The organism is Magnetospirillum moscoviense, from assembly GCF_001650635.1.
Taxonomy (GTDB): domain Bacteria; phylum Pseudomonadota; class Alphaproteobacteria; order Rhodospirillales; family Magnetospirillaceae; genus Magnetospirillum; species Magnetospirillum moscoviense.
The window spans coordinates 21,194-39,508 of record NZ_LWQU01000130.1; the positions used below are offsets into that span (position 1 = coordinate 21,194).

General features: G+C 64.1%; 20 protein-coding genes. 12 read left to right on the plus strand and 8 right to left on the minus strand.

The window, feature by feature from the left end:
• Positions 1-73 precede the first annotated feature (73 nt).
• From paaI to A6A05_RS08270, 11 genes are all read left to right on the plus strand, one after another.
• Complete coding sequence (paaI, locus tag A6A05_RS08220; RefSeq protein WP_068499292.1) at positions 74-526, plus strand: hydroxyphenylacetyl-CoA thioesterase PaaI; 453 nt, start codon at positions 74-76, stop codon at positions 524-526.
• Positions 523-1,725 (plus strand): 3-oxoadipyl-CoA thiolase, encoded by a 1,203-nt coding sequence (pcaF, locus tag A6A05_RS08225; protein ID WP_068499293.1) that lies wholly within the window; start codon positions 523-525, stop codon positions 1,723-1,725. The genes paaI and pcaF overlap by 4 nt, the downstream gene beginning before the upstream one ends.
• Before the next feature lie 68 nt (positions 1,726-1,793).
• Positions 1,794-3,122, plus strand: coding sequence for a phenylacetate--CoA ligase PaaK (gene paaK, locus A6A05_RS08230; RefSeq protein WP_068499296.1), 1,329 nt, complete (start codon positions 1,794-1,796; stop codon positions 3,120-3,122).
• A 210-nt stretch (positions 3,123-3,332) separates the two neighbouring features.
• Positions 3,333-3,692: a HigA family addiction module antitoxin gene (locus A6A05_RS08235; protein WP_068499298.1), complete on the plus strand. Its 360-nt coding sequence runs from the start codon at positions 3,333-3,335 to the stop codon at positions 3,690-3,692.
• Between the two features lie 1,577 nt (positions 3,693-5,269).
• Positions 5,270-5,839, plus strand: a complete 570-nt coding sequence (locus A6A05_RS08240) for a GAF domain-containing protein (protein WP_216635774.1) — start codon at positions 5,270-5,272, stop codon at positions 5,837-5,839.
• A gap of 436 nt (positions 5,840-6,275) precedes the next feature.
• Positions 6,276-6,533: a type II toxin-antitoxin system RelB/DinJ family antitoxin gene (locus A6A05_RS08245; protein ID WP_068499301.1), complete on the plus strand. Its 258-nt coding sequence runs from the start codon at positions 6,276-6,278 to the stop codon at positions 6,531-6,533.
• Positions 6,520-6,801, plus strand: a complete 282-nt coding sequence (locus A6A05_RS08250; protein ID WP_068499303.1) for a type II toxin-antitoxin system YafQ family toxin — start codon at positions 6,520-6,522, stop codon at positions 6,799-6,801. Before A6A05_RS08245 ends, A6A05_RS08250 begins: the two co-directional genes overlap by 14 nt.
• Before the next feature lie 82 nt (positions 6,802-6,883).
• Complete coding sequence (locus A6A05_RS08255; protein ID WP_068499305.1) at positions 6,884-8,014, plus strand: efflux RND transporter periplasmic adaptor subunit; 1,131 nt, start codon at positions 6,884-6,886, stop codon at positions 8,012-8,014.
• A complete protein-coding gene (locus A6A05_RS08260) occupies positions 8,011-11,082 on the plus strand; it encodes an efflux RND transporter permease subunit (RefSeq protein WP_068499307.1) in 3,072 nt (1,023 codons plus the stop codon). The genes A6A05_RS08255 and A6A05_RS08260 overlap by 4 nt, the downstream gene beginning before the upstream one ends.
• 70 nt (positions 11,083-11,152) lie before the next feature.
• Positions 11,153-11,344 (plus strand): hypothetical protein, encoded by a 192-nt coding sequence (locus tag A6A05_RS08265; protein ID WP_068499308.1) that lies wholly within the window; start codon positions 11,153-11,155, stop codon positions 11,342-11,344.
• A 31-nt stretch (positions 11,345-11,375) separates the two neighbouring features.
• A complete protein-coding gene (locus A6A05_RS08270) occupies positions 11,376-11,987 on the plus strand; it encodes a LysE family translocator (RefSeq protein WP_068499311.1) in 612 nt (203 codons plus the stop codon).
• Between the two features lie 29 nt (positions 11,988-12,016).
• On the opposite strand, the gene A6A05_RS08275 is transcribed toward A6A05_RS08270, so the two are convergent.
• Positions 12,017-12,316, minus strand: coding sequence for a type II toxin-antitoxin system RelE/ParE family toxin (locus A6A05_RS08275; RefSeq protein ID WP_068499317.1), 300 nt, complete (start codon positions 12,314-12,316; stop codon positions 12,017-12,019).
• Complete coding sequence (locus A6A05_RS08280) at positions 12,306-12,551, minus strand: type II toxin-antitoxin system ParD family antitoxin (RefSeq protein ID WP_068499319.1); 246 nt, start codon at positions 12,549-12,551, stop codon at positions 12,306-12,308. The genes A6A05_RS08275 and A6A05_RS08280 overlap by 11 nt, the downstream gene beginning before the upstream one ends.
• A gap of 95 nt (positions 12,552-12,646) precedes the next feature.
• Here A6A05_RS08280 and A6A05_RS08285 point away from each other — a divergent pair, with 95 nt between their 5' ends.
• Positions 12,647-13,069 carry a VOC family protein gene (locus A6A05_RS08285; protein ID WP_068499321.1) on the plus strand — a complete coding sequence of 141 codons (423 nt, stop codon included), beginning with the start codon at positions 12,647-12,649 and terminating at the stop codon, positions 13,067-13,069.
• Between the two features lie 196 nt (positions 13,070-13,265).
• On the opposite strand, the gene A6A05_RS08290 is transcribed toward A6A05_RS08285, so the two are convergent.
• From A6A05_RS08290 to A6A05_RS08315, 6 genes are read right to left on the minus strand one after another with little or no spacing between them, the layout of a single operon-like run.
• A complete protein-coding gene (locus A6A05_RS08290; protein WP_068499323.1) occupies positions 13,266-13,598 on the minus strand; it encodes an ATPase inhibitor subunit zeta in 333 nt (110 codons plus the stop codon).
• Positions 13,599-13,642: 44 nt separating this feature from the next.
• A complete protein-coding gene (locus A6A05_RS08295) occupies positions 13,643-14,935 on the minus strand; it encodes a Ni/Fe hydrogenase subunit alpha (RefSeq protein ID WP_068499324.1) in 1,293 nt (430 codons plus the stop codon).
• Entirely contained in the window at positions 14,928-15,704 is a 777-nt protein-coding gene (locus A6A05_RS08300; RefSeq protein WP_068499326.1) for an NADH-quinone oxidoreductase subunit B family protein, read from the minus strand. Before A6A05_RS08300 ends, A6A05_RS08295 begins: the two co-directional genes overlap by 8 nt.
• A 2-nt stretch (positions 15,705-15,706) precedes the next feature.
• A complete protein-coding gene (locus A6A05_RS08305) occupies positions 15,707-16,543 on the minus strand; it encodes an FAD/NAD(P)-binding protein (RefSeq protein ID WP_068499329.1) in 837 nt (278 codons plus the stop codon).
• 2 nt (positions 16,544-16,545) lie between these two features.
• On the minus strand, positions 16,546-17,130 hold the full coding sequence (locus A6A05_RS08310; RefSeq protein ID WP_068499330.1) for a cyclic nucleotide-binding domain-containing protein: 585 nt from the start codon (positions 17,128-17,130) through the stop codon (positions 16,546-16,548).
• Between the two features lies 1 nt (position 17,131).
• Positions 17,132-18,268 carry a 4Fe-4S dicluster domain-containing protein gene (locus A6A05_RS08315; protein ID WP_068499331.1) on the minus strand — a complete coding sequence of 379 codons (1,137 nt, stop codon included), beginning with the start codon at positions 18,266-18,268 and terminating at the stop codon, positions 17,132-17,134.
• Positions 18,269-18,315: the final 47 nt, after the last annotated feature.

Sequence of the window (18,315 nt, forward strand, 5' to 3'; positions counted from 1 at the left end):
GCGTTTGCGACAATAATTCGGTATCAAAATACCGAAATGGGGCGAAGACCCCGAGGGAGGTTCGACCGTCACCATGCATGCACGCCACAAGGACGCCCAGGCGCTGGCCGAACAGGTCGGGAGGGCCATCATGGCCAACGATCCCAGCTCGCATTTCCTGGGGGTGACCCTGGACGAGATCAGGCCCGGCTATGCCCGCATGTCGATGCGGGTGACCAAGGACATGCTGAACGGGCTGGGCATCTGTCATGGCGGCTTCACCTATAAGCTGGCCGACGACGCCTTCGCCTATGCCTGCAATTCCTATAACCGCCACGCGGTGGCCTTGGCCTGCACCATCACCTATCCGGCGGCGGCGAAGGAAGGCGACCTGTTGACCGCCGAATGCGTCGAAACCCACCGCAAGGGCCGCAACGGCACCTACGACGTCACCGTCAGCCGTCCCGACGGCGAGGTGGTGGCGCTGTTTCGCGGCCATTGCCGGGTGATCGACGGCCACCACATCCCCGAGGAAGCCCATCCATGACCGACGCCCTGATCTGCGCCGTCAAGCGCACCCCCATCGGCCGCTTCGGCGGCGTGCTGGCCGGCATGCGCACCGACGATCTGGCCGCCCATCCGATCAAGGCGCTGATGGAAAGCCATCCGTCGATCGACTGGCGCGATCTGGACGAGGTGGTGCTGGGCTGCGCCAACCAGGCCGGCGAGGACAACCGCAACGTCGCCCGCATGGCGGTGCTGCTGTCGGGCCTGCCGGTCGAGGTGGCGGCGACCACCATGAACCGGCTGTGCGGGTCCGGCATGGACGCGGTAGCCCTTGCCGCCCGCGCCATCCGCCTGGGCGAGGCCGATCTGATGATCGCCGGCGGCGTCGAAAGCATGAGCCGCGCACCCTTCGTCATGCCCAAGGCGGAAAGCGCCTTCTCGCGCGAGACCGCCATCTACGACACCACCATCGGCTGGCGCTTCGTCAACAAGGCGATCGAGGCCCAATACGGCATCGATTCGATGCCCGAGACCGCCGAGAATTTGGCCGAGGAATTGTCCATCAGCCGCGACGACCAGGATGCCTTTGCGTGGCGCAGCCAGGACCGCGCCGCCAAGGCGCAAGCGTCGGGCCGGTTCGGGCTGGAAATCGCCCCCGTCACCCTGCCCGCCCGCAAGGGCGATCCGGTGGTGGTTGAACGTGACGAGCACCCCAGAGCCACCTCCATCGAGGCCCTGGCCAAGCTGAAGGCGCCGTTCAGGAAGGGCGGTTCCGTCACCGCCGGCAATGCCTCGGGCGTCAATGACGGGGCCTGTGCCCTGCTGATCGCCAGCCCGCGCGCGGCGGAAAAATACGGCCTGACCCCGCTGGCCCGCATCAAGGGCTTCGCCTCGGCCGGCTGCCCGCCGCGCATCATGGGCATCGGCCCGGTGCCGGCCACCCGCAAGCTGCTGGACCGCCACGATCTGACCGTCGCCAATATCGATCTGTGGGAAATGAACGAGGCCTTCGCCGCCCAGGTGCTGGCCTGCGCCCGCGCCCTGGGCCTGCCCGACGATGCTGGACACGTCAACCCCAATGGCGGCGCCATCGCCCTGGGCCATCCGCTGGGCATGACCGGCGCCCGCATCGCCGGCAGTGCCGCCATCGAGCTCGCCCGCTCGGGCGCCAAGATGGCCGTCGCCACCATGTGCGTCGGCGTCGGCCAGGGCGTATCGCTTTTGCTGGAACGCACCTGACTTCATGACATTCGGCGGCCGATCCCCGCGCCAAGACGGGGGCCGCATCCAAAAAGAGGGAGGATCCATTGAACGCCGTCAGCACCCGCCGCAACCCGCCGCCCCGCGACATCCTGGACCCGATCGAGATCGCCAGCCGCGACGAGATCGCCGCCCTGCAGCTCAAGCGCCTGCAATGGTCGCTGAAGCACGCCTATGACAATGTCGGCCACTTCCGCGCCAAGTGCCAGGCCAAGGGGGTACACCCCGACGATGTCCGCGAGCTGAAGGACCTGGCCCGCTTCCCCTTCACCACCAAGGACGATCTGCGCCAGACCTATCCCTTCGGCATGTTCGCCGTGCCGCAGGATCAGGTGGTGCGGGTCCATGCCAGTTCCGGCACCACCGGCAAGCCGACCGTGGTCGGCTATACCGCCAACGACATTTCCATGTGGGCCGACGTCATGGCCCGCTCGATCCGGGCGTCGGGCGGGCGCAGGGGCGACAAGTGCCACATCTCGTATGGCTATGGCCTGTTCACCGGCGGCCTGGGCGCCCATTACGGCGCCGAGCGCCTGGGCTGCATGGTCATCCCGATGTCGGGCGGCCAGACCGAGAAGCAGGTCCAGCTGATCCAGGATTTCAGCCCGCGCATCATCATGGTGACGCCCAGCTACATGCTGGCCATCGCCGACGAGATGGACCGCCAGGGCATCGACACCAAGACCTGCCCGATCGAGATCGGCATCTTCGGCGCCGAGCCGTGGACCGGCGCGATGCGCGAGGAAATCGAGGCCCGCATGGGCATCGACGCCGTCGATATCTATGGCCTGTCGGAAGTGATCGGGCCGGGTGTGGCCTGCGAATGCATCGAGACCAAGGACGGCCTGCACATCTGGGAAGACCATTTCTACCCCGAGATCATCGACCCGCAAACCGGCGAGGTTCTGCCCGACGGCGAGATGGGCGAGCTGGTGTTCACCAGCCTGAGCAAGGAAGCTTTGCCGATCATCCGCTACCGCACCCGCGACCTGACCCGTCTGGTGCCGGGCACGGCGCGGTCTTTCCGCCGCATCGAAAAGATCACCGGCCGCTCCGACGACATGATGATCATCAGGGGCGTCAACGTCTTCCCGACCCAGATCGAGGAACTGATCTTGAAGGATTACCGCTTAGCACCCCATTACCAGCTGGAAATTTCCCGCGACAACCACCTGGACAGCCTGGCGGTCAATGTCGAGATGCGATCCGACCAGCCTTATGACGATGATGCGGCCAAGGCGGCGGCCAAGGATCTGGTCCATCACATCAAGTCGTATATCGGCATCTCGACCAAGGTCAACGTGGTGGCCCCCGACAGCATCGAACGCTCGATGGGCAAGGCCAAGCGGATCATCGACAAGCGGCCGAAGTCGTAAGGATTGAGGAAACACGGATGACACGGATGCGCCGCTTTGCGGCGCCACGGATAATCACGGATATCGGCTAAGCCCCTCGGGCCGAGGCGACCATCCGTGTTCATCCGTGGCCGCGCAAACGGCATCCGTGTCGTCCGTGTTTTGAATTTCCTGGACGGCGGACGGCGCCGAGGACGTCGAGTTCTGTGATTACCACGCATGAGGTGCGCCATGACCATTCGCCGTGATGACCTGGAATCGGGGCGGATCGACCTGTCGGAGGTGGCCGACCCGAATGCCGCTCGCCTGCCCCCCGTGCATCCGGGCGATGTGTTGCGCCATGAGTATCTGGAGCCCGCCGGCATGTCGGTCTATCGCCTTGCCGAACAACTGCGCGTGCCCCGGTCGCGCATGAACGAGATCGTCCAGGGGCGCCGTTCGGTGACGGCCGAGACCGCCTTGCGCCTGGCCCGCCTGTTCGAGACCAGCGCCGATTTCTGGCTGGGCCTCCAGGCCGCCTATGACCTGGAAACCACCCGGCTCGCCCTGGGGGAGAAGATCAACGCCGAAGTGCGGCCCCATGCGGCGTGATGGGGGTCGGTGGCCGAGCCAGCGGCATCGGAATGTATCGCATCGGTGCGAGTGCGATTGATTCGATGCACTGTCACCGTAATCCGATGCACTGTCACCGTAATCCGCGCTTGGGAGCGATGCTTTTATTCGCGAGATCGAAGAACTGTCCCATCGCTCCCTCAAACCAGCAAAACCAGGGCCAAAGCCGAAGACAAAAGATGCAGGCAAACAAATTAAACTAATTTAGTGCACTGTCACCGCAACTAATTTAGTGCACTGTCACCGCAACCTTGGCGCCATGGGGCAGCGGTTGGCTAGGTTGAAATATACAGCGCGGTTTTCAACGCGCTAACAAGCTGGCTCACAGATTCCGTCTCGTCACAATCCCCATCTGGTGAAAGCAATCGGCGCCTGAGCAACCGGTTATCAACATCTGGTTTGGAATGCCCCGAGGTGCCGCTGAAGGTATGCCTTAGGACCGTTGCGTAACACGCTGATATGCAGCCATTACGGCTGCTATGCATCGCGGGCTTGCTATAAGGAGCAGGCCCTATCTGCGCACTGCTCGCTGGAATTGCAGGCCGGGCATGCACAAATGAGCGGCACTTTCGGTTGACCAGCTAGGCCCGGCCTCATACTTTCGTTTCGGTAGACGATACGAAAGGAGGGGGAAATATGTTGTCAATCTGTGAAAACGTGCTGGAGCTTTCACGCCAATTCGCAAAAAACGGGATGCGGGCAATGTCGGAAATGGTGGACGCCTGCCGCTCCGATAGTTGTGGGAATTGCCGCGAGTTTGGCGGCTGCTTTTTCCGACCACGTGCGAGCACGCCGGCCGGTTCCGATCACGCCACCGTGACTGATGACATCGGCTCCCGAACGACCCTTTCGGACGGCGACGATTTCATGTTGGTGCATGGCGGTGCCAGCCACCGCCGCGACGATATCGAACTGTTCCACCCGATAGGTAGCAACTGCGGGGGGGGGGCTCCAATGCGGCCCACTCCTCCAGCCAATGGAGGAGACCGGAAATGTTTGCAGCATGTAAATCAATAGCGGCTTTGGTACAGCATCTGATGTTTTCAGGAGACCGCCGTGGCGCGAAAGCGATCATCAAGGGTCTCATTGGACACTGCGAGAGCTGTTCAGTTCGAACAGGATCTTGCGATCCGACCGTTCGGGGCGCCATGGGCTGCCGACCGGTAGTCAGCAACGTTCAAGATTTCATCCGAGAACTGTGCGGCACGCTAGAGGCCGTATCTGCGGAAGCCAGGCAGTTTGGGATCATCCCTGATTTCATCATTCGGCATCCCAAAACCGCCAGCGATGTCGTTAGGTTGGAAGTGGATTTCCGCGCCCAGTCGGTTCCCAGGCTTCCGCCCGCCAGTGCGGGCCGGGTTTATGACCGGGCATTTTCTTCTTCGCAGCAGGCCGAGGCTCCGCCGCAAGGCGTGGCTTCGCAGCGGTGGTTGGCCGATGTTCTTAGAAACGGCTCTCGTTCTGGTACCGTTAGGAGATGAAAATGGCCGACTGGGATACCTCGGCCGTCCATACGGCCCGGGGGACGACATGGATTGGAGGAAGCTGCTATGGAGATGCCTGAGAACGAAAGCCGGCGCCTCGCCGCACTTGATTCCTATCGCATCCTCGATACTGAGTTCGAGGATAGTTTTGACCGCATCGCCCGCGTCGCGGCGAGGCTGTTCGATGTTCCCATCGCGCTGATCACCTTGATTGACGCTAAGCGCCAGTGGTTCAAGGCGGCCGTCGGCGTGGATATCCGGGAAACCCCGCGGGACGAATCGTTTTGCACCTGCGCGATCCTCGAACCCGAAATTCTCGAAGTGCTGGACCCCACCCATGATCCTCGGTTTTGTGACAGTTTGCTGGTGACGGGGCCGCCAAATATTGCCTTCTACGCCGGAGCCCCGATAATCACCCCCGACGGGTTTTCCCTAGGAACGGTGTGTGTGATTGATAGGAGCGTCAGGCCCCCGCTCGACCAGGCGGGCAAACTGGCTTTGAAGGACCTCGCCGAAATCGTCGTCGATCTGCTGGAATGGCGCAAGGCACGATTTCTTGCATCTAAAAACTCCGACATTGCTTTGGTATTGGCCAAGACCTGCTCCCATTTCATGCCGCGCCACGTGAAGGCGGAACCATGATGCTTCCGAGTGGCGGGACACGAATGGAATGGCTCATGGAGGGCAGCGCGTTGTTTGTTAGCTAAACAACGCGCTGCCCTCTCATGGGCACGCACCGGCGTTCGCGGCGGCGCCAATCCGTCTCACGAATTAGAGGTTTGCCCCGACGATTGCGGGTTCTTCTCGGGATTACGGTGGGATTACGGTGATAGTAAATTCAATCAACACCCATCGTGTACTCGGTGAAACCGAGGTCGGAGTGGCACGAGGGAGCCCAATACATCTGCCCACATCCTAGACCGAGTGCGGCTTCCAGACAGCACCCCGTCAAGTTGCACCATGACCTCCCACGCTGGTGCACCGAGCGGTACGTTGCTCGTGGTCATTCTTCTGCCCCTGTGGACGGCATCACCATGTTTGGGCTACAATGTAGCTCGAGATTTGGAGTTCCCCCACCATGAACAAAGTCGTCCGCGCCCGCATCGACGAACATGTGAAGGACGAAGCCGCACTGGTGCTGTCGTCGATCGGACTGACCGTGTCCGACGCCTTCCGCATGATGATGGTGCGCATCGCCACCGAGAAGCGGCTGCCGTTCGAGCCGCTGGTTCCCAATGCCGAAACCATCGCCGCGATGGAAGCCGCCCGGCGCGGCGACGTGGTCCGGGTCGGCGGTGTCAAGGATCTGATGGCGGATCTGAATGCGGACGATTAACCGCACCGGCCAGTTCAAGCGGGACTACAAGCGTGAAAAGAAGGGGCGGCATCGGGAAACTCTCGACGCCGATCTTGTCGAGGTCGTCTCGAAGCTGGTGGCCGACAAACCCCTGGCGGAGCGACATCATGACCATGCCCTGACCGGGAACTGGAAGGATCATCGCGACTGCCATATCAAGCCCGACCTGATCCTCATCTACCGCCTCCCTGATGAGGAGACACTCGATCTGGTGCGCCTGGGCTCCCACAGCGAACTCGGCCTATAGCATCTAACCGACACGCCCCCCGTTACCATCCGTTACCGATCCCCGATTGACGGCGGGCGGCCGTTGAGGGATTGATCAGAGCATGCAGATCTCTCGCCCAGCCCTTATCGCCCTTGCCCTTGCCGCCGTCGCTGGCGGCGGCTGGCTGCTGTCGTCGAAGTCGGACCAAAGCACCCCGCCCAAGGCCGAATCCCGCCCGATGCCGGTGGTGACCCGCGCCGTCGAGGCCAAGCCGATGCCAGTGCGCGTTTCCGCCGTCGGCAATGTCCAGCCGCTGTCGGTGGTGCCGGTCCGCCCGCGCGCCGAGGGCGAGGTCATCAAGGTCCATATCCAGGAAGGCCAGGAAGTGCTGGCCGGCGATATCCTGTTCACCCTGGATGCCCGCCCGGCCGAGGCCGCGCGCCGTCAGGCCGAGGCCAATCTGGCCCGCGACCGCGCCCAGTTGGATCGCGCCAAGGCCGATCTCGCCCGCTATGCCAAGCTGTTGGAAACCGGCTCGGCGACCCGGCAAAAGGTCGAGCAGGCCACCGCTGACGTCGCCGTGCTGGAAGCGGCCATCAAGTCCGACCAGGCAGCCATCGACAATGCCCGCCTGACCATCGATTATTCGGCCATCAAGGCCCTGGTACCGGGCCGGACCGGGGTGGTCAACGCCAAGCTGGGCAGCCTGGCCAAGCCCAGCGACAGCCAATCCATGGTCACCATCACCCAGTTGCGGCCGATCCGGGTGTCGTTCGCGGTGGCCGAATCGGTGCTGCCGCGCATCCGAAGCGCCATGGCCCAGGGCGAATTGCCGGTCAAGGTGACCAGCGCCGCCGATCCCGGCTTGGCCGCCACCGGGGCGCTGACCTTCATCGATTCCGCCATCGACACCCAGACCGGTACCATCGGCCTGAAGGCCACCTTCGCCAACGACGACACCCGCCTGTGGCCGGGCCAGTTCGTCAATGTCAGCCTGACGCTGGGCACGGAAGAAGCCGCCCTGGTGGTCCCGGCCGAATCGGTGCAGACCGGCCAGATCGGCACCTATGTCTATGTGGTCACGCCGGAAAGCATCGCCGAAATCCGCCCGGTCACCGTCGATCGCGTCCTCGACGGCCTGGCGGTGATCGCCAAGGGAGTGGGCGCCGGCGACAAGGTGGTGATCGAGGGCCAGATGCGCCTGGGCAACGGCGTCAAGGTGGTCGAGCGCACCGCCGGGGCGCCGCAATGAACCTGTCGGCCGCCTTCATCGCCAGGCCGGTCGCCACGCTTTTGCTGACGCTGGTCCTGGTGTTCGCAGGCCTTGTCGGCTGGCAGCAATTGCCGGTGGCGGCGCTGCCCAACGTCGATTTCCCCACCATCAACGTCTCGGCCAATCTGGCCGGTGCCAGCCCCGAGACCATGGCCTCGTCGGTGGCCTCGCCGCTCGAGCGCGAGTTCTCGACCATCGCCGGGGTCGAGACCATCACCTCGTCCTCGGGCCAGGGCACCACCTCGATCACGCTGCAATTCAACATCGACCGCAACATCGACGCCGCCGCCCAGGACGTCCAGTCGGCCATCACCCGCGCGCTACGCCGGCTGCCGGAAGAAATGACGGTGCCGCCGTCCTTCCGGAAGGTCAATCCGTCCGACACCCCGGTCGTGCTGATGGCGCTGTCCTCGGCCACCCTGCCCCTGTCGCAGTTGGACGAATACGCCCAGACCATCCTGAGCCCCCGCGTCTCTCGGCTTTCCGGCGTCGCCCAGGTGCTGATCTATGGCAGCCAGAAATATGCCGTGCGGGTCCAGGTCGATCCCGATGCCCTGTCGTCTCGCAATATCGGCATCGACGAGTTGCAGGGCGCGGTCAAGTCGGCCAACTCGATCTCGCCCTTGGGCGTGCTGAACGGGCCGCGCCAGCAATTGGTGCTGCAATCCAATCCGCAATTGCCCAACGCGGCGGCCTTCGCCGAGCTGGTGGTGGCCTGGCGCGATGGCGCCCCGGTGCGGCTGAAAGATGTCGCCACCGTGTCGGATTCGGTCGAGAACAACCGCACCGCCAGCTGGTTCAACGGCACCCGCGCCATTGTGGTGGCGGTCCAGCGCCAGCCCGACGCCAACACCGTGTCGGTGGTCAACGATGTCCGCGCCCTGTTGCCGCTGGTCCAGGCCAGCCTGCCGGCCAGCGTCAAGATCGACGTGATGAACGACCGGTCCAAACCGATCCGCGCCGCCATCGCCGACGTGCAATTCACCTTCGGCCTGACGGTGGCGCTGGTGGTGATGGTGATCTTCCTGTTCCTGCGCCGGGTGTCGGCCACCCTGATCCCGGCGGTGGCCATGCCGGTGTCGCTGATCGCCACCCTGGGGGCCATGCATCTGTTGGGCTTCTCGCTCAACAACATCTCGCTTTTGGGCCTGACCCTGGCGGTGGGGCTGGTGGTCGACGACGCCATCGTCATGCTGGAAAACATCCAGCGCCACGTCGATGCCGGCATGAAACCGCTGGAGGCGGCGCTGCTGGGCTCGCGCGAGATCGGCTTCACCATCGTCTCGATCACCGTGTCCTTGATCGCGGTGTTCATCCCGATCCTGCTGATGGGCGGGGTCATCGGCAAGATGTTCCACGAATTCGCCGTGGTGGTCAGCCTGGCCATCGTGATTTCCGCCTTCGTGTCGCTGACTCTGACCCCGGTGATGTGCGCCCGCTGGCTGCGCCCCGAGCATGATTCCACGGCCGGCCCGGTCGAGCGGGCCTTGGAGAAGGGCTTCGAGCGCCTGGCCGAAAGCTATCGCGTCAGCCTGGATTGGGTGCTGGTCCATCGCGGCTCGATGCTGGTGGCGACGCTCGTGACCATCGTCGGCACGGTGGTCCTGTTCCGCGAGATCCCCAAGGGCTTCTTCCCCACCGAGGATATCGGCCAGATCTTCATCCAGACCGAGGCGGCGCAAGATATCAGCTTCAATGCCATGGCCGAGCAGCAGCAGAAGGTGATGGCCATCATCCAGGCTGATCCCAACATCGCCACCGTCACCTCGGCGATGGGGGTGTCGGGCCTGTCCAACGCGGTCAATTCGGGCCGCATGTTCATCAATCTGGTGCCCCGCGACCAGCGCGGCCCGGTGACCGAGGTCATCGCCGCCTTGCGCAAGAAGGTGTCGGGCATCCCCGGCATCAACGTCTTCATCGTGCCGGTCCAGACCCTGAATCTGGGCGGCCGGTCGTCGAAATCGCAATATCAGTACACCCTGGAGGGCATCGACCAGGCCGAGCTTTACGCCTTCGCCGAACGGCTGGAAGATCGCCTGAAGCGCGAGCCGCTGATCCAGGACGTCACCAGCGACCTGTTGATCAAAAGCGCCCAGGCGCTGGTCGATGTCGATCGCGACAAGGCCGCCGCGCTGGGGATCAAGCTTGATGCGGTCCGCTCGGCGCTTTATTCGGCCTATGGCACCCGCGAGGTATCGACCATCTATGCCTCGGCCAACGATTATGCCGTGGTGATGGAACTTGATCCCCGCTTCCAGACCGACATGGCGGCGCTGGCCAAGCTGAAGATCCGCTCGGCCAACGGGCCGCTGGTGCCGCTGGACGCGGTGGCGACAATCCGCCGCACCGTCGGGCCGCTGACCGTCAACCACCAATCGCAGTTGCCCGCCGTCACCATCGCCTTCAACCTGGCCGGCGACACCGCCCTGGGCGCCGCCACCGCCCGCATCCGCGCCATCGAGACCGAGATGGGCATGCTGTCCGGCATCACCTCGAACTTCGCCGGCACCGCCAAGGTGTTCCAGGAATCTTTAAGGAACCAGGGCTTGCTGCTGCTGGCCGCCGTGGTGGTGATCTATGTGGTGCTGGGCATCTTGTACGAAAGCCTGATCCACCCGGTGACCATCCTGTCGGGCCTGCCGGCGGCGGCCGTCGGCGCGCTGGCCACCTTGCTGGCCTCCAAGATGGAACTGTCGGTGATCGCCATCATCGGCATCTTGATGCTGATCGGCATCGTCAAGAAGAACGCCATCATGATGATCGACTTCGCCCTGGAGGCCACCCGCCACCAGGGCCTAAGCCCCGATCAGGCGATCCGCCAGGCCTGCCTGTTGCGCTTTCGCCCGATCATGATGACCACCATGGCGGCGATCATGGGCACGCTGCCCATCGCCCTGGGTCACGGCGCGGCGGCCGAGCTGCGCCAGCCCCTGGGCCTGTCGGTGGTGGGCGGGCTGGTGGTCAGCCAGGTGCTGACCCTTTACATCACCCCGGTCCTGTATCTGTGGTTCGAACGGGCCCGGGCGATGGTCGTCAAGGCGGCCTGAACTTTCACCAAAACGCCACGGGAAAACCGCAATCGGCTGGCTTACTCTGCCCGCCAACAGGAGAGGACAGATGTACGACCACGACGACGAATTCCACCATTGCCCGCAATGCCAGCGCCGCACCCGCCACCGGGTCAGCCGGGGCGAACGCAAGCTGGCCGACGCGTTGTGGTGCCAGACCTGCTATCACGTCCACATGCGCGCCCAGACCGAGGCCGCCCGCCCCCGTCCCCCGCATCGTCAGGCCGAGCGCGCGGCTTGACCCAGGCCTGCTGGCCCGGCACCATCGGCGCATGGATTTCGACACCTGGCTGATCTATCTGGCCGCCGCCATCGGCCTGTCGCTGTCGCCCGGCCCCAACAGCCTGCTGGCGCTGACCCACGGCGCCCTTTACGGCCACGCCCGCGCGCTGTGGACGGTGGCCGGCGGCGCCTTGGGCTTCATCATCGTCATCGCCGCCTCGATGTTCGGCATCGGGGCATTGCTGCAGGCCTCGGCCCATTGGCTGGTGGCGCTGAAATGGATCGGCGGCGCCTATCTGGTGTGGCTGGGCATCGGCGTATGGCGAGCCCCGCCGATCGGGCTTGACCTGCCGGCGGCGGCAAGCGCCGTGACGGCCGTCACCTTGTTCCGCCAGGGCGCCTCGTCGGCGCTCAGCAATCCCAAGGTGCTGCTGTTCTTCGGCGCCTTCGTGTCGCAATTCATCGACCCGGACCGGCCGCTGGTGCCGCAATTCATCATCATGGCCGGCACCTTTGCTGTGACCGAAACCGCCACCGAATGGGGTCTGGCCGCCAGCGCCCACAAGGTCCGCCAATGGCTGGCCCGGGTGGGGCGACGCTTCAACCACGCCTGCGGCGGCCTGTTCGTGGCGATCGGGGTGGCGTTGCCGCTTCGGGGGTGATGGGACCGTCCGGTCCGAACGCGGTCAGATTACAGGTGCAACCCCACATCCATGCGCCGATGCAGGATGCGGATGACGATAAGTCCGGTCTCGGCGATCCGGTAGTAGAGCATGTGGGAACCGACCGGATACTTGAACATGCCGGCCCGGACCTCGGCGGCGCGCCCGCTTTTTCGGCCCGACGCCAGGTCGCGAAACGCCTCGACAAGGGCGGTGTGGTAACGATCGGCCTGTTCCAACGACCATGTCTTGAAGGAATAAAGCCAGATTTCCTCGAGGTCTGCTTCGGCACGCGGAGTAAGACGGACGCCGCCCCCCTTAGCCGGCATACTTGGCCCGCATGCGCGTCAAGAACGCTTCGTCATCGAACGGAACCGGCGGGCCGGATTCCTCGCCCGCGACAAGGGCGTCCTGCAGGGCCTTCACTTTGACCTCGTGTTCCTCGAGCAGGCGCAAGGCAGCCCGCACCACGTCGCTGGCCGAGCCGTAACGACCGGTCTGGACCTGCGCGTCGATGAATTGGGCGAAATGATCGCCCAGCGAAACCGAGGTATTGCGAGCCATGACCTCTCTCCTTGATGGGTACCAATATATACCATATTTTGGTAATAATGCGAATCGCCATCGTGGTGACATCAAAGCACCCAGGAGGCCATTCCATGGACCAACGCATCAGCCTGATCACCCTGGCCGTCGCCGATGTCGGCCGTTCGACCGCGTTCTATCAGGCGCTGGGGTGGAAGCGTTGGACCGGCATCGACACGCCGAACATCAGCTTCTTCCAGTGCGGCCCGTTGGTGGTGGCGCTTTATTCCGCCGCAGCCCTGGCCGCCGATACCGGCCTGGATGCCCCCCGCCCCGGCGGCATCACCCTGGCCGTCAACATGCGCAGCAAGGACGAGGTCACCGCCACCCTGGACCATGCGGTATCCGTCGGCGCGAGCCTGCTGAAGCCGGCCACCGAACAGCCATGGGGCGGTTTCGTCGGCTATTTCGCCGATCCCGACGGCCATCCGTGGGAAGTGGCCTGGGTGCCGCAATTCCCCCTGGCCGAAGACGGCGCGCTGATCCTGCCGGGCTGATCAGCCGGGCGACGAGGCCGGATTTCAAATTGGCTGATTTCATCGTCATGGTCGGCCATGGCGGAGTGTGAAATTATCTTGAACCACAGAGACACAGAGGCACAGAGGTGTCCGACCCGTGGCGACAGGGTTGCCCCACGAAAATCCCCTCTGTGCCTGTGGTGAATTGAATTTTCCCCAAGAAGTCCCAGGCTGATCAGCCGGTCCGTTCCAGCCAGGCCTGGCGCTCGAAGCGCTGGAAACGGTCGCGCAGATCGTCCAAGGACTGCACCACCCCGAAACCCAGCAGGTCGTTTCGGATCTTCAACAGAATCCAGCGTTCGGCCTCGTGGCTTTCGACGCGGGCGAAATCCTCGTCCAGCAGCAATTTCAGATAGCTTTGGCTGTCGGCGTCGGTCAGGTCGGAAAACCACTCGGCCAGCAGCCGGTTGCGCCTGGCCCGCACCCAGAAGGCGGCTTCCTGGTTGGCGATGAAGTTGACCTGGCTGGTCGCCCCCTTGGCATCGACGGTGCGGACGTAATCTGTCATGCCCTTAATGTAAGGGCGAACCCCCGGGGCGCAAAGCCCCGGGGTCAGCCCCGATCCATCTCCAGCTTCAGGAAATGGGTCGCGCAGGAAATGCACGGGTCGTAATTGCGGATGGCCTGTTCGGCCTTCCACTTGATGGTGTCGTCGTCCTTTTGCAGGTTCGCTTCCACCACCTTCATCAAATCCAGCTCAATCACCTTCTGGTTCTGCGCCGTCGGCGGGACGATGCGGGCGTCGAGAACGGTGCCTTCCTTGTCGATGCGATAGCGGTGATAGCAGATGCCGCGCGGCGCCTCGGTGCAGCCATGGCCCTCGCCGGCCCGCACCGGCGCCTCGACATAGGCACGCTCCGGCACGACGTAATCCTGTACCAGCTTCAAGGCGTCCTCGCACACCTGCACCAGCTCGACCGCGCGCACGACGATGGACTGGAACGGGTTCTTGACCACCTTGCCCAATCCCGCCGCCTTGGCCGAGGCCTTGGCGGTGGCCGACAGCTTGTCGTAATTCAGGTTATAACGGGCCAGCGGACCGACATGGTGGGCCGAGCCATCCTTGGCCACGCCGTGCAGGGCGTTGGACCACGGCACATGCTCCTCGTCGATATGATCGAGGAACTTCGACACCGGAATATCCAGACCGGCCGAGGTGACCAGGCGGCCTTCATGGATGGCGTACTCGTCGGGGTGACGCAGCGCCATGAAATTATAATCCTGGGTGATGTCGGGGAAATCGAAGCCGCCCACCAGCTTGGCGGTGGCGATCGAGGTTTCCAGCGCCCACTTCAAATCCTCTTCCAGGCCCTTCAGCGCCTTCTTGTCGGGCAACTTAAAGAAGCCGCCGACCTTCAGGCCGACCGGGTGGATGGCGCGGCCGCCGATCACTTCCAGGATCTCGTTGCCGACCTTCTTGAGCCGCAGGGCGTTTTCCACCAGCGGCCGGTTGACGGCGGCCAGTTCCAGCGCGTCGGACAGGCCCAGGAAGTCGGGCGCGTGCAGCATATAGACATGCAGCGCGTGGCTTTCGATCCATTCGCCGCAATAGATCAGACGGCGAAGATCGCGGATCGGCTTGGTCACCTGGATGCCCAGCGCGTCTTCCATCGCCTGGCTGGCCCCCATCAGATAGGCGATGGGGCAGATACCGCAGATGCGCGCGGTGATGTCGGGGACCTCGCGGAAATCGCGGCCCTTTAGGAAGGCCTCGAAGAAACGCGGCGGCTCGAAGATGCCGAAATGCAGCTCCTTGACGCGGCCGTCCCTGATCTTGACGTGCAACGAGCCCTCGCCCTCGACGCGGGCCAGGGCTTCGACCTTGATGGTGCGTGTCTCAGCCATGGGTCTCGCTCTCCTTGCGGAAGGCCTCGGCGTTGGCGTTGTAGCTTCTGAACAGGCGCTGGACGTCGCGGCCGGAACAGCCCAGTTCCTTCAGATGCGCGGCCAGGGCCGCCGTGTTGGGGGTTTCCATCGGGCCGAAGCAGCCGAAGCAGCCGCGATCCTTGCCGGTGCACAGGCTGCCGCAACCGGCCTGAGTGACCGGACCCAGGCAGGGCGTGCCGGCCGCGACCATGCGGCAGACGATGCCGTTGGCCTTGCATTCGATACATTCCGAATGCCGGGGCACGTTGGGTTTGCGGCCGTTCAGATAGGCGTTCAGCACTTCCAGCAATTGATGCTTGGAAATCGGACAGCCGCGCAGCTCGAAATCGACCGACACATGGTCGGAAATCGCCGTCGAGGTGGTCAGGGTGTCGATATATTCCGGGTGGGCATAGACGCAGCGGATGAATTCCTTGACGCTCTTGAAGTTCCGAAGCGCCTGGATGCCGCCCGCCGTCGCGCAGGCGCCGATGGTGATCAGCGCCTTGGACTGGCGCCGCACCTCGCGGATGGCCTTGACGTCGTGCGGCGTGGTGATCGAGCCCTCGACCAACGAGACGTCGTAAGGCCCCTTCTCGATCTTGCGGGTGGCTTCCAGGAAATAGCTGATGCGGACCTCTTCGGTCAGGGCCAGCAATTCGTCCTCGCAATCCAGCAAGGACAGCTGGCAGCCGTCGCAGGACGAGAACTTCCACACCGCCAGTTTCGGGCGTTTTCTTTCGGCCATGGCTAAAGCTCCCTGACCTGGAACAGATCGGCGACGCTGTCGTAACGAAACACCGGCCCGTCCTTGCAGACGAAATGCGAGCCCCATTGGCAATGGCCGCACAGGCCGACACCGCACTTCATGTTGCGCTCCATGCTGATCCAGATGGTGTCGCGCGCCACGCCCTTCTTTTCCAGGGCGCTAGCTCCGTAACGCATCATCACTTCCGGGCCGCAGACGAAGGCGGTGGTGTGCAAGGGGTCGAAGCCGCCCCTGGCCACCAGATTTGTGACGACGCCGACATTGCCGCTCCATTTGCCGGTGGCGCGATCGACGGTCACCAGCACGTCCATGTCGAAGCGGCCGCGCCAGCGTTCCAGCTCTTTCTTGAACAAGATGTCCTCGGGCGTGCGGGCGCCATACAGCACCATCACCTTGCCGTAACGCTCGCGGTTGTTCATGGCGTGATAGATGGCCGGACGAAGCGGCGCCAGGCCGACACCGCCGGCCACGAACACCACGTCCTGGCCATAGGCGGACTCGATCGGCCAGGCGGTGCCATAGGGGCCGCGCACGCCGATCTGGTCGCCGGCCTTCAGGGAATCCAGCGCCGAGCTGACGGCGCCGACGGCGCGGGTGGTGTGCACCAGCACCGAGCGGTCGCCCGGATCGCCCGAGATCGAGATCGGAATCTCGCCCACCCCGAAGACGTAAAGCATGTTGAACTGGCCGGGCTTGAACGAGAACTCGCCCCCGGCCTCGGGCACCAGTTCCATGGTGAAGGTGTCGGACAGGTCGCGGCGCACCTTTTCGATGCGGAACAAGACCGGCAGCATCGGATCCCTGGGGACGGCCGTCATGATCAGGAATCCTTCTTCGACTTCTTCGCCGCCTTGGCCAGCCGCGCCGCCGGGCTGCGGTTGGTGCCCTTGGTCTTGCCAGCTGCCTTGACCTTGGCCTTCTTGACCTTTTCCGGCTTGGCCGACGGCCCGTACAGATCCAGCATCTGCAGGCGGGCCGACGACAGGCGGTGCGCCATCATCGGCACGAAGCGGCGCAGCACCTCGTAGCCCAGGGCCGGATCGGCGGCCATCTTCTTTCGCAGGCACTTGCCGTCGAAGGAAATGGCGCGAACCAGGCCGATGGCGCGGGCGTCGAAGGTCGAGCGATAGGGCTCGACGATCCACGACCAGCCGGCCACCTCGCCCTCGCCGATGGTCTCGATGACGATCGGCTGCTTGCCGGGCACATCGATTTCCACCGCCACCGTGCCGGCGCGGACCAGATAGAACTTGGCCGCTTCCTGCCCCTCGCGGAACAGGAACTGGCCGGCCTCATAGCGCTCGTTGGCGGCGCAGCCGACCAGCAGGGCGCGCAACGTATCGTCGATACCCTGGAAGAAGGGATGCTCGTCGATGATCTTCCCCAGATCGTCCGGCTTGACCATGTCACTTCCTCCCCTTGGTGCTGTCGTGGATGGCCGCTACTTCCTCGGTGATGTCGATGCCCACCGGGCACCAGGTGATGCAGCGGCCACAACCGACGCATCCGGCCTGGCCGAACTGATCATGCCAGGTCGACAATTTGTGCGTGATCCATTGGCGATAGCGCGAGCGAACCTCGGTGCGGATGGCCCCGCCATGGATGTAGGAAAAATCGACGGTGAAGCAGGAATCCCACTTGCGCCACCGCTCGGCATGGTCGCCCTTGAGGTCGGTGACGTCCTCGACCGTGGTGCAAAAACAGGTGGGACAGACCATGGTGCAATTGCCGCAGGTCATGCAGCGGGCCGCCACCTGATCCCAGCGGGCATGCTCGGGCACATCCTTCAGCTTGGCCGAGGTGGCGGTCTCCATCTTGCGCGACTGCTTGGCCGCGGCCTTGACCGCCTTGGCGGCGGCAGCGAGGTCGGCCTCGGCCGCCGGTTTGCCCTTGGCCGCCTTCAACAGCTTGGCGCCCTTGTCGGTGGCGGCGGTGGCGACATAGGTCACACCGGCCTTGCCGACCATTTCCACCAGCTTGATGTCATAGCCCGTGCCCACCTCGGGTCCGGTGCCCATCGAGTCGCAAAAGCAGGTGTCGCCGGCCCGGGTGCATTCCACCGCGACGATCAGCGCGCCTTTCAGGCGGCCCTGATAGCCGGGATCGGCGAAATCCTTGTCGCCGAACACCTTGGCCTGAACATTGATGGCCGCCATCTCGCAGGCCCTGACGCCGATCAGCGCCAGCGGCGCGTCGGGTTGTGCCATGGGATCGATGGTGAAGCCCGAAGCCGTGCGCTTGGCCGAGAAAAGCTTCTGGCGCGGCGGGTACAAGACCCGCTTCCAGCCCTGCGCCCCGCTGGTATAGCCGAACAAGGCCTGGTCGCCGCGCGCCTTCAGGCGGTAATACCCGCCCTTCTGCTCGTCGCCCACGCCCATCGGCAGGTCGGCCACGGTCTCGATCTCGTCATAGATGACGGCGTCGTCGGCGACGCGTGGACCGATGGTGCGCCAACCCTTGGCACGAATGGCGGTCAACAACCCGTCCAACCCGGCCTGGTCCAGGATCACCGCCAGAGGTGCCGTCCCTTCCGCTGCAGGCATTTCGATCCCCCCTTCGGTCCGAACATCGAAAGGTATCGTACACCCCT

Excerpts from the sequence above, each read along its gene's own strand:
- A6A05_RS08240 (WP_216635774.1), top strand. The coding sequence starts at position 5,270 with ATGCCTGAGAACGAAAGCCGGCGCCTCGCCGCACTTGATTCCTATCGC.
- pcaF (WP_068499293.1), top strand. The coding sequence starts at position 523 with ATGACCGACGCCCTGATCTGCGCCGTCAAGCGCACCCCCATCGGCCGC.
- A6A05_RS08295 (WP_068499324.1), bottom strand. The coding sequence starts at position 14,935 with ATGGCTGAGACACGCACCATCAAGGTCGAAGCCCTGGCCCGCGTCGAG.
- A6A05_RS08290 (WP_068499323.1), bottom strand. The coding sequence starts at position 13,598 with ATGACAGATTACGTCCGCACCGTCGATGCCAAGGGGGCGACCAGCCAG.
- A6A05_RS08245 (WP_068499301.1), top strand. The coding sequence starts at position 6,276 with ATGAACAAAGTCGTCCGCGCCCGCATCGACGAACATGTGAAGGACGAA.
- A6A05_RS08280 (WP_068499319.1), bottom strand. The coding sequence starts at position 12,551 with ATGGCTCGCAATACCTCGGTTTCGCTGGGCGATCATTTCGCCCAATTC.
- A6A05_RS08310 (WP_068499330.1), bottom strand. The coding sequence starts at position 17,130 with ATGGTCAAGCCGGACGATCTGGGGAAGATCATCGACGAGCATCCCTTC.
- A6A05_RS08315 (WP_068499331.1), bottom strand. The coding sequence starts at position 18,268 with ATGCCTGCAGCGGAAGGGACGGCACCTCTGGCGGTGATCCTGGACCAG.
- A6A05_RS08260 (WP_068499307.1), top strand. The coding sequence starts at position 8,011 with ATGAACCTGTCGGCCGCCTTCATCGCCAGGCCGGTCGCCACGCTTTTG.
- A6A05_RS08305 (WP_068499329.1), bottom strand. The coding sequence starts at position 16,543 with ATGACGGCCGTCCCCAGGGATCCGATGCTGCCGGTCTTGTTCCGCATC.
- A6A05_RS08265 (WP_068499308.1), top strand. The coding sequence starts at position 11,153 with ATGTACGACCACGACGACGAATTCCACCATTGCCCGCAATGCCAGCGC.
- A6A05_RS08235 (WP_068499298.1), top strand. The coding sequence starts at position 3,333 with ATGACCATTCGCCGTGATGACCTGGAATCGGGGCGGATCGACCTGTCG.
- A6A05_RS08270 (WP_068499311.1), top strand. The coding sequence starts at position 11,376 with ATGGATTTCGACACCTGGCTGATCTATCTGGCCGCCGCCATCGGCCTG.
- A6A05_RS08300 (WP_068499326.1), bottom strand. The coding sequence starts at position 15,704 with ATGGCCGAAAGAAAACGCCCGAAACTGGCGGTGTGGAAGTTCTCGTCC.
- A6A05_RS08250 (WP_068499303.1), top strand. The coding sequence starts at position 6,520 with ATGCGGACGATTAACCGCACCGGCCAGTTCAAGCGGGACTACAAGCGT.
- A6A05_RS08275 (WP_068499317.1), bottom strand. The coding sequence starts at position 12,316 with ATGCCGGCTAAGGGGGGCGGCGTCCGTCTTACTCCGCGTGCCGAAGCA.
- A6A05_RS08285 (WP_068499321.1), top strand. The coding sequence starts at position 12,647 with ATGGACCAACGCATCAGCCTGATCACCCTGGCCGTCGCCGATGTCGGC.
- paaI (WP_068499292.1), top strand. The coding sequence starts at position 74 with ATGCATGCACGCCACAAGGACGCCCAGGCGCTGGCCGAACAGGTCGGG.
- A6A05_RS08255 (WP_068499305.1), top strand. The coding sequence starts at position 6,884 with ATGCAGATCTCTCGCCCAGCCCTTATCGCCCTTGCCCTTGCCGCCGTC.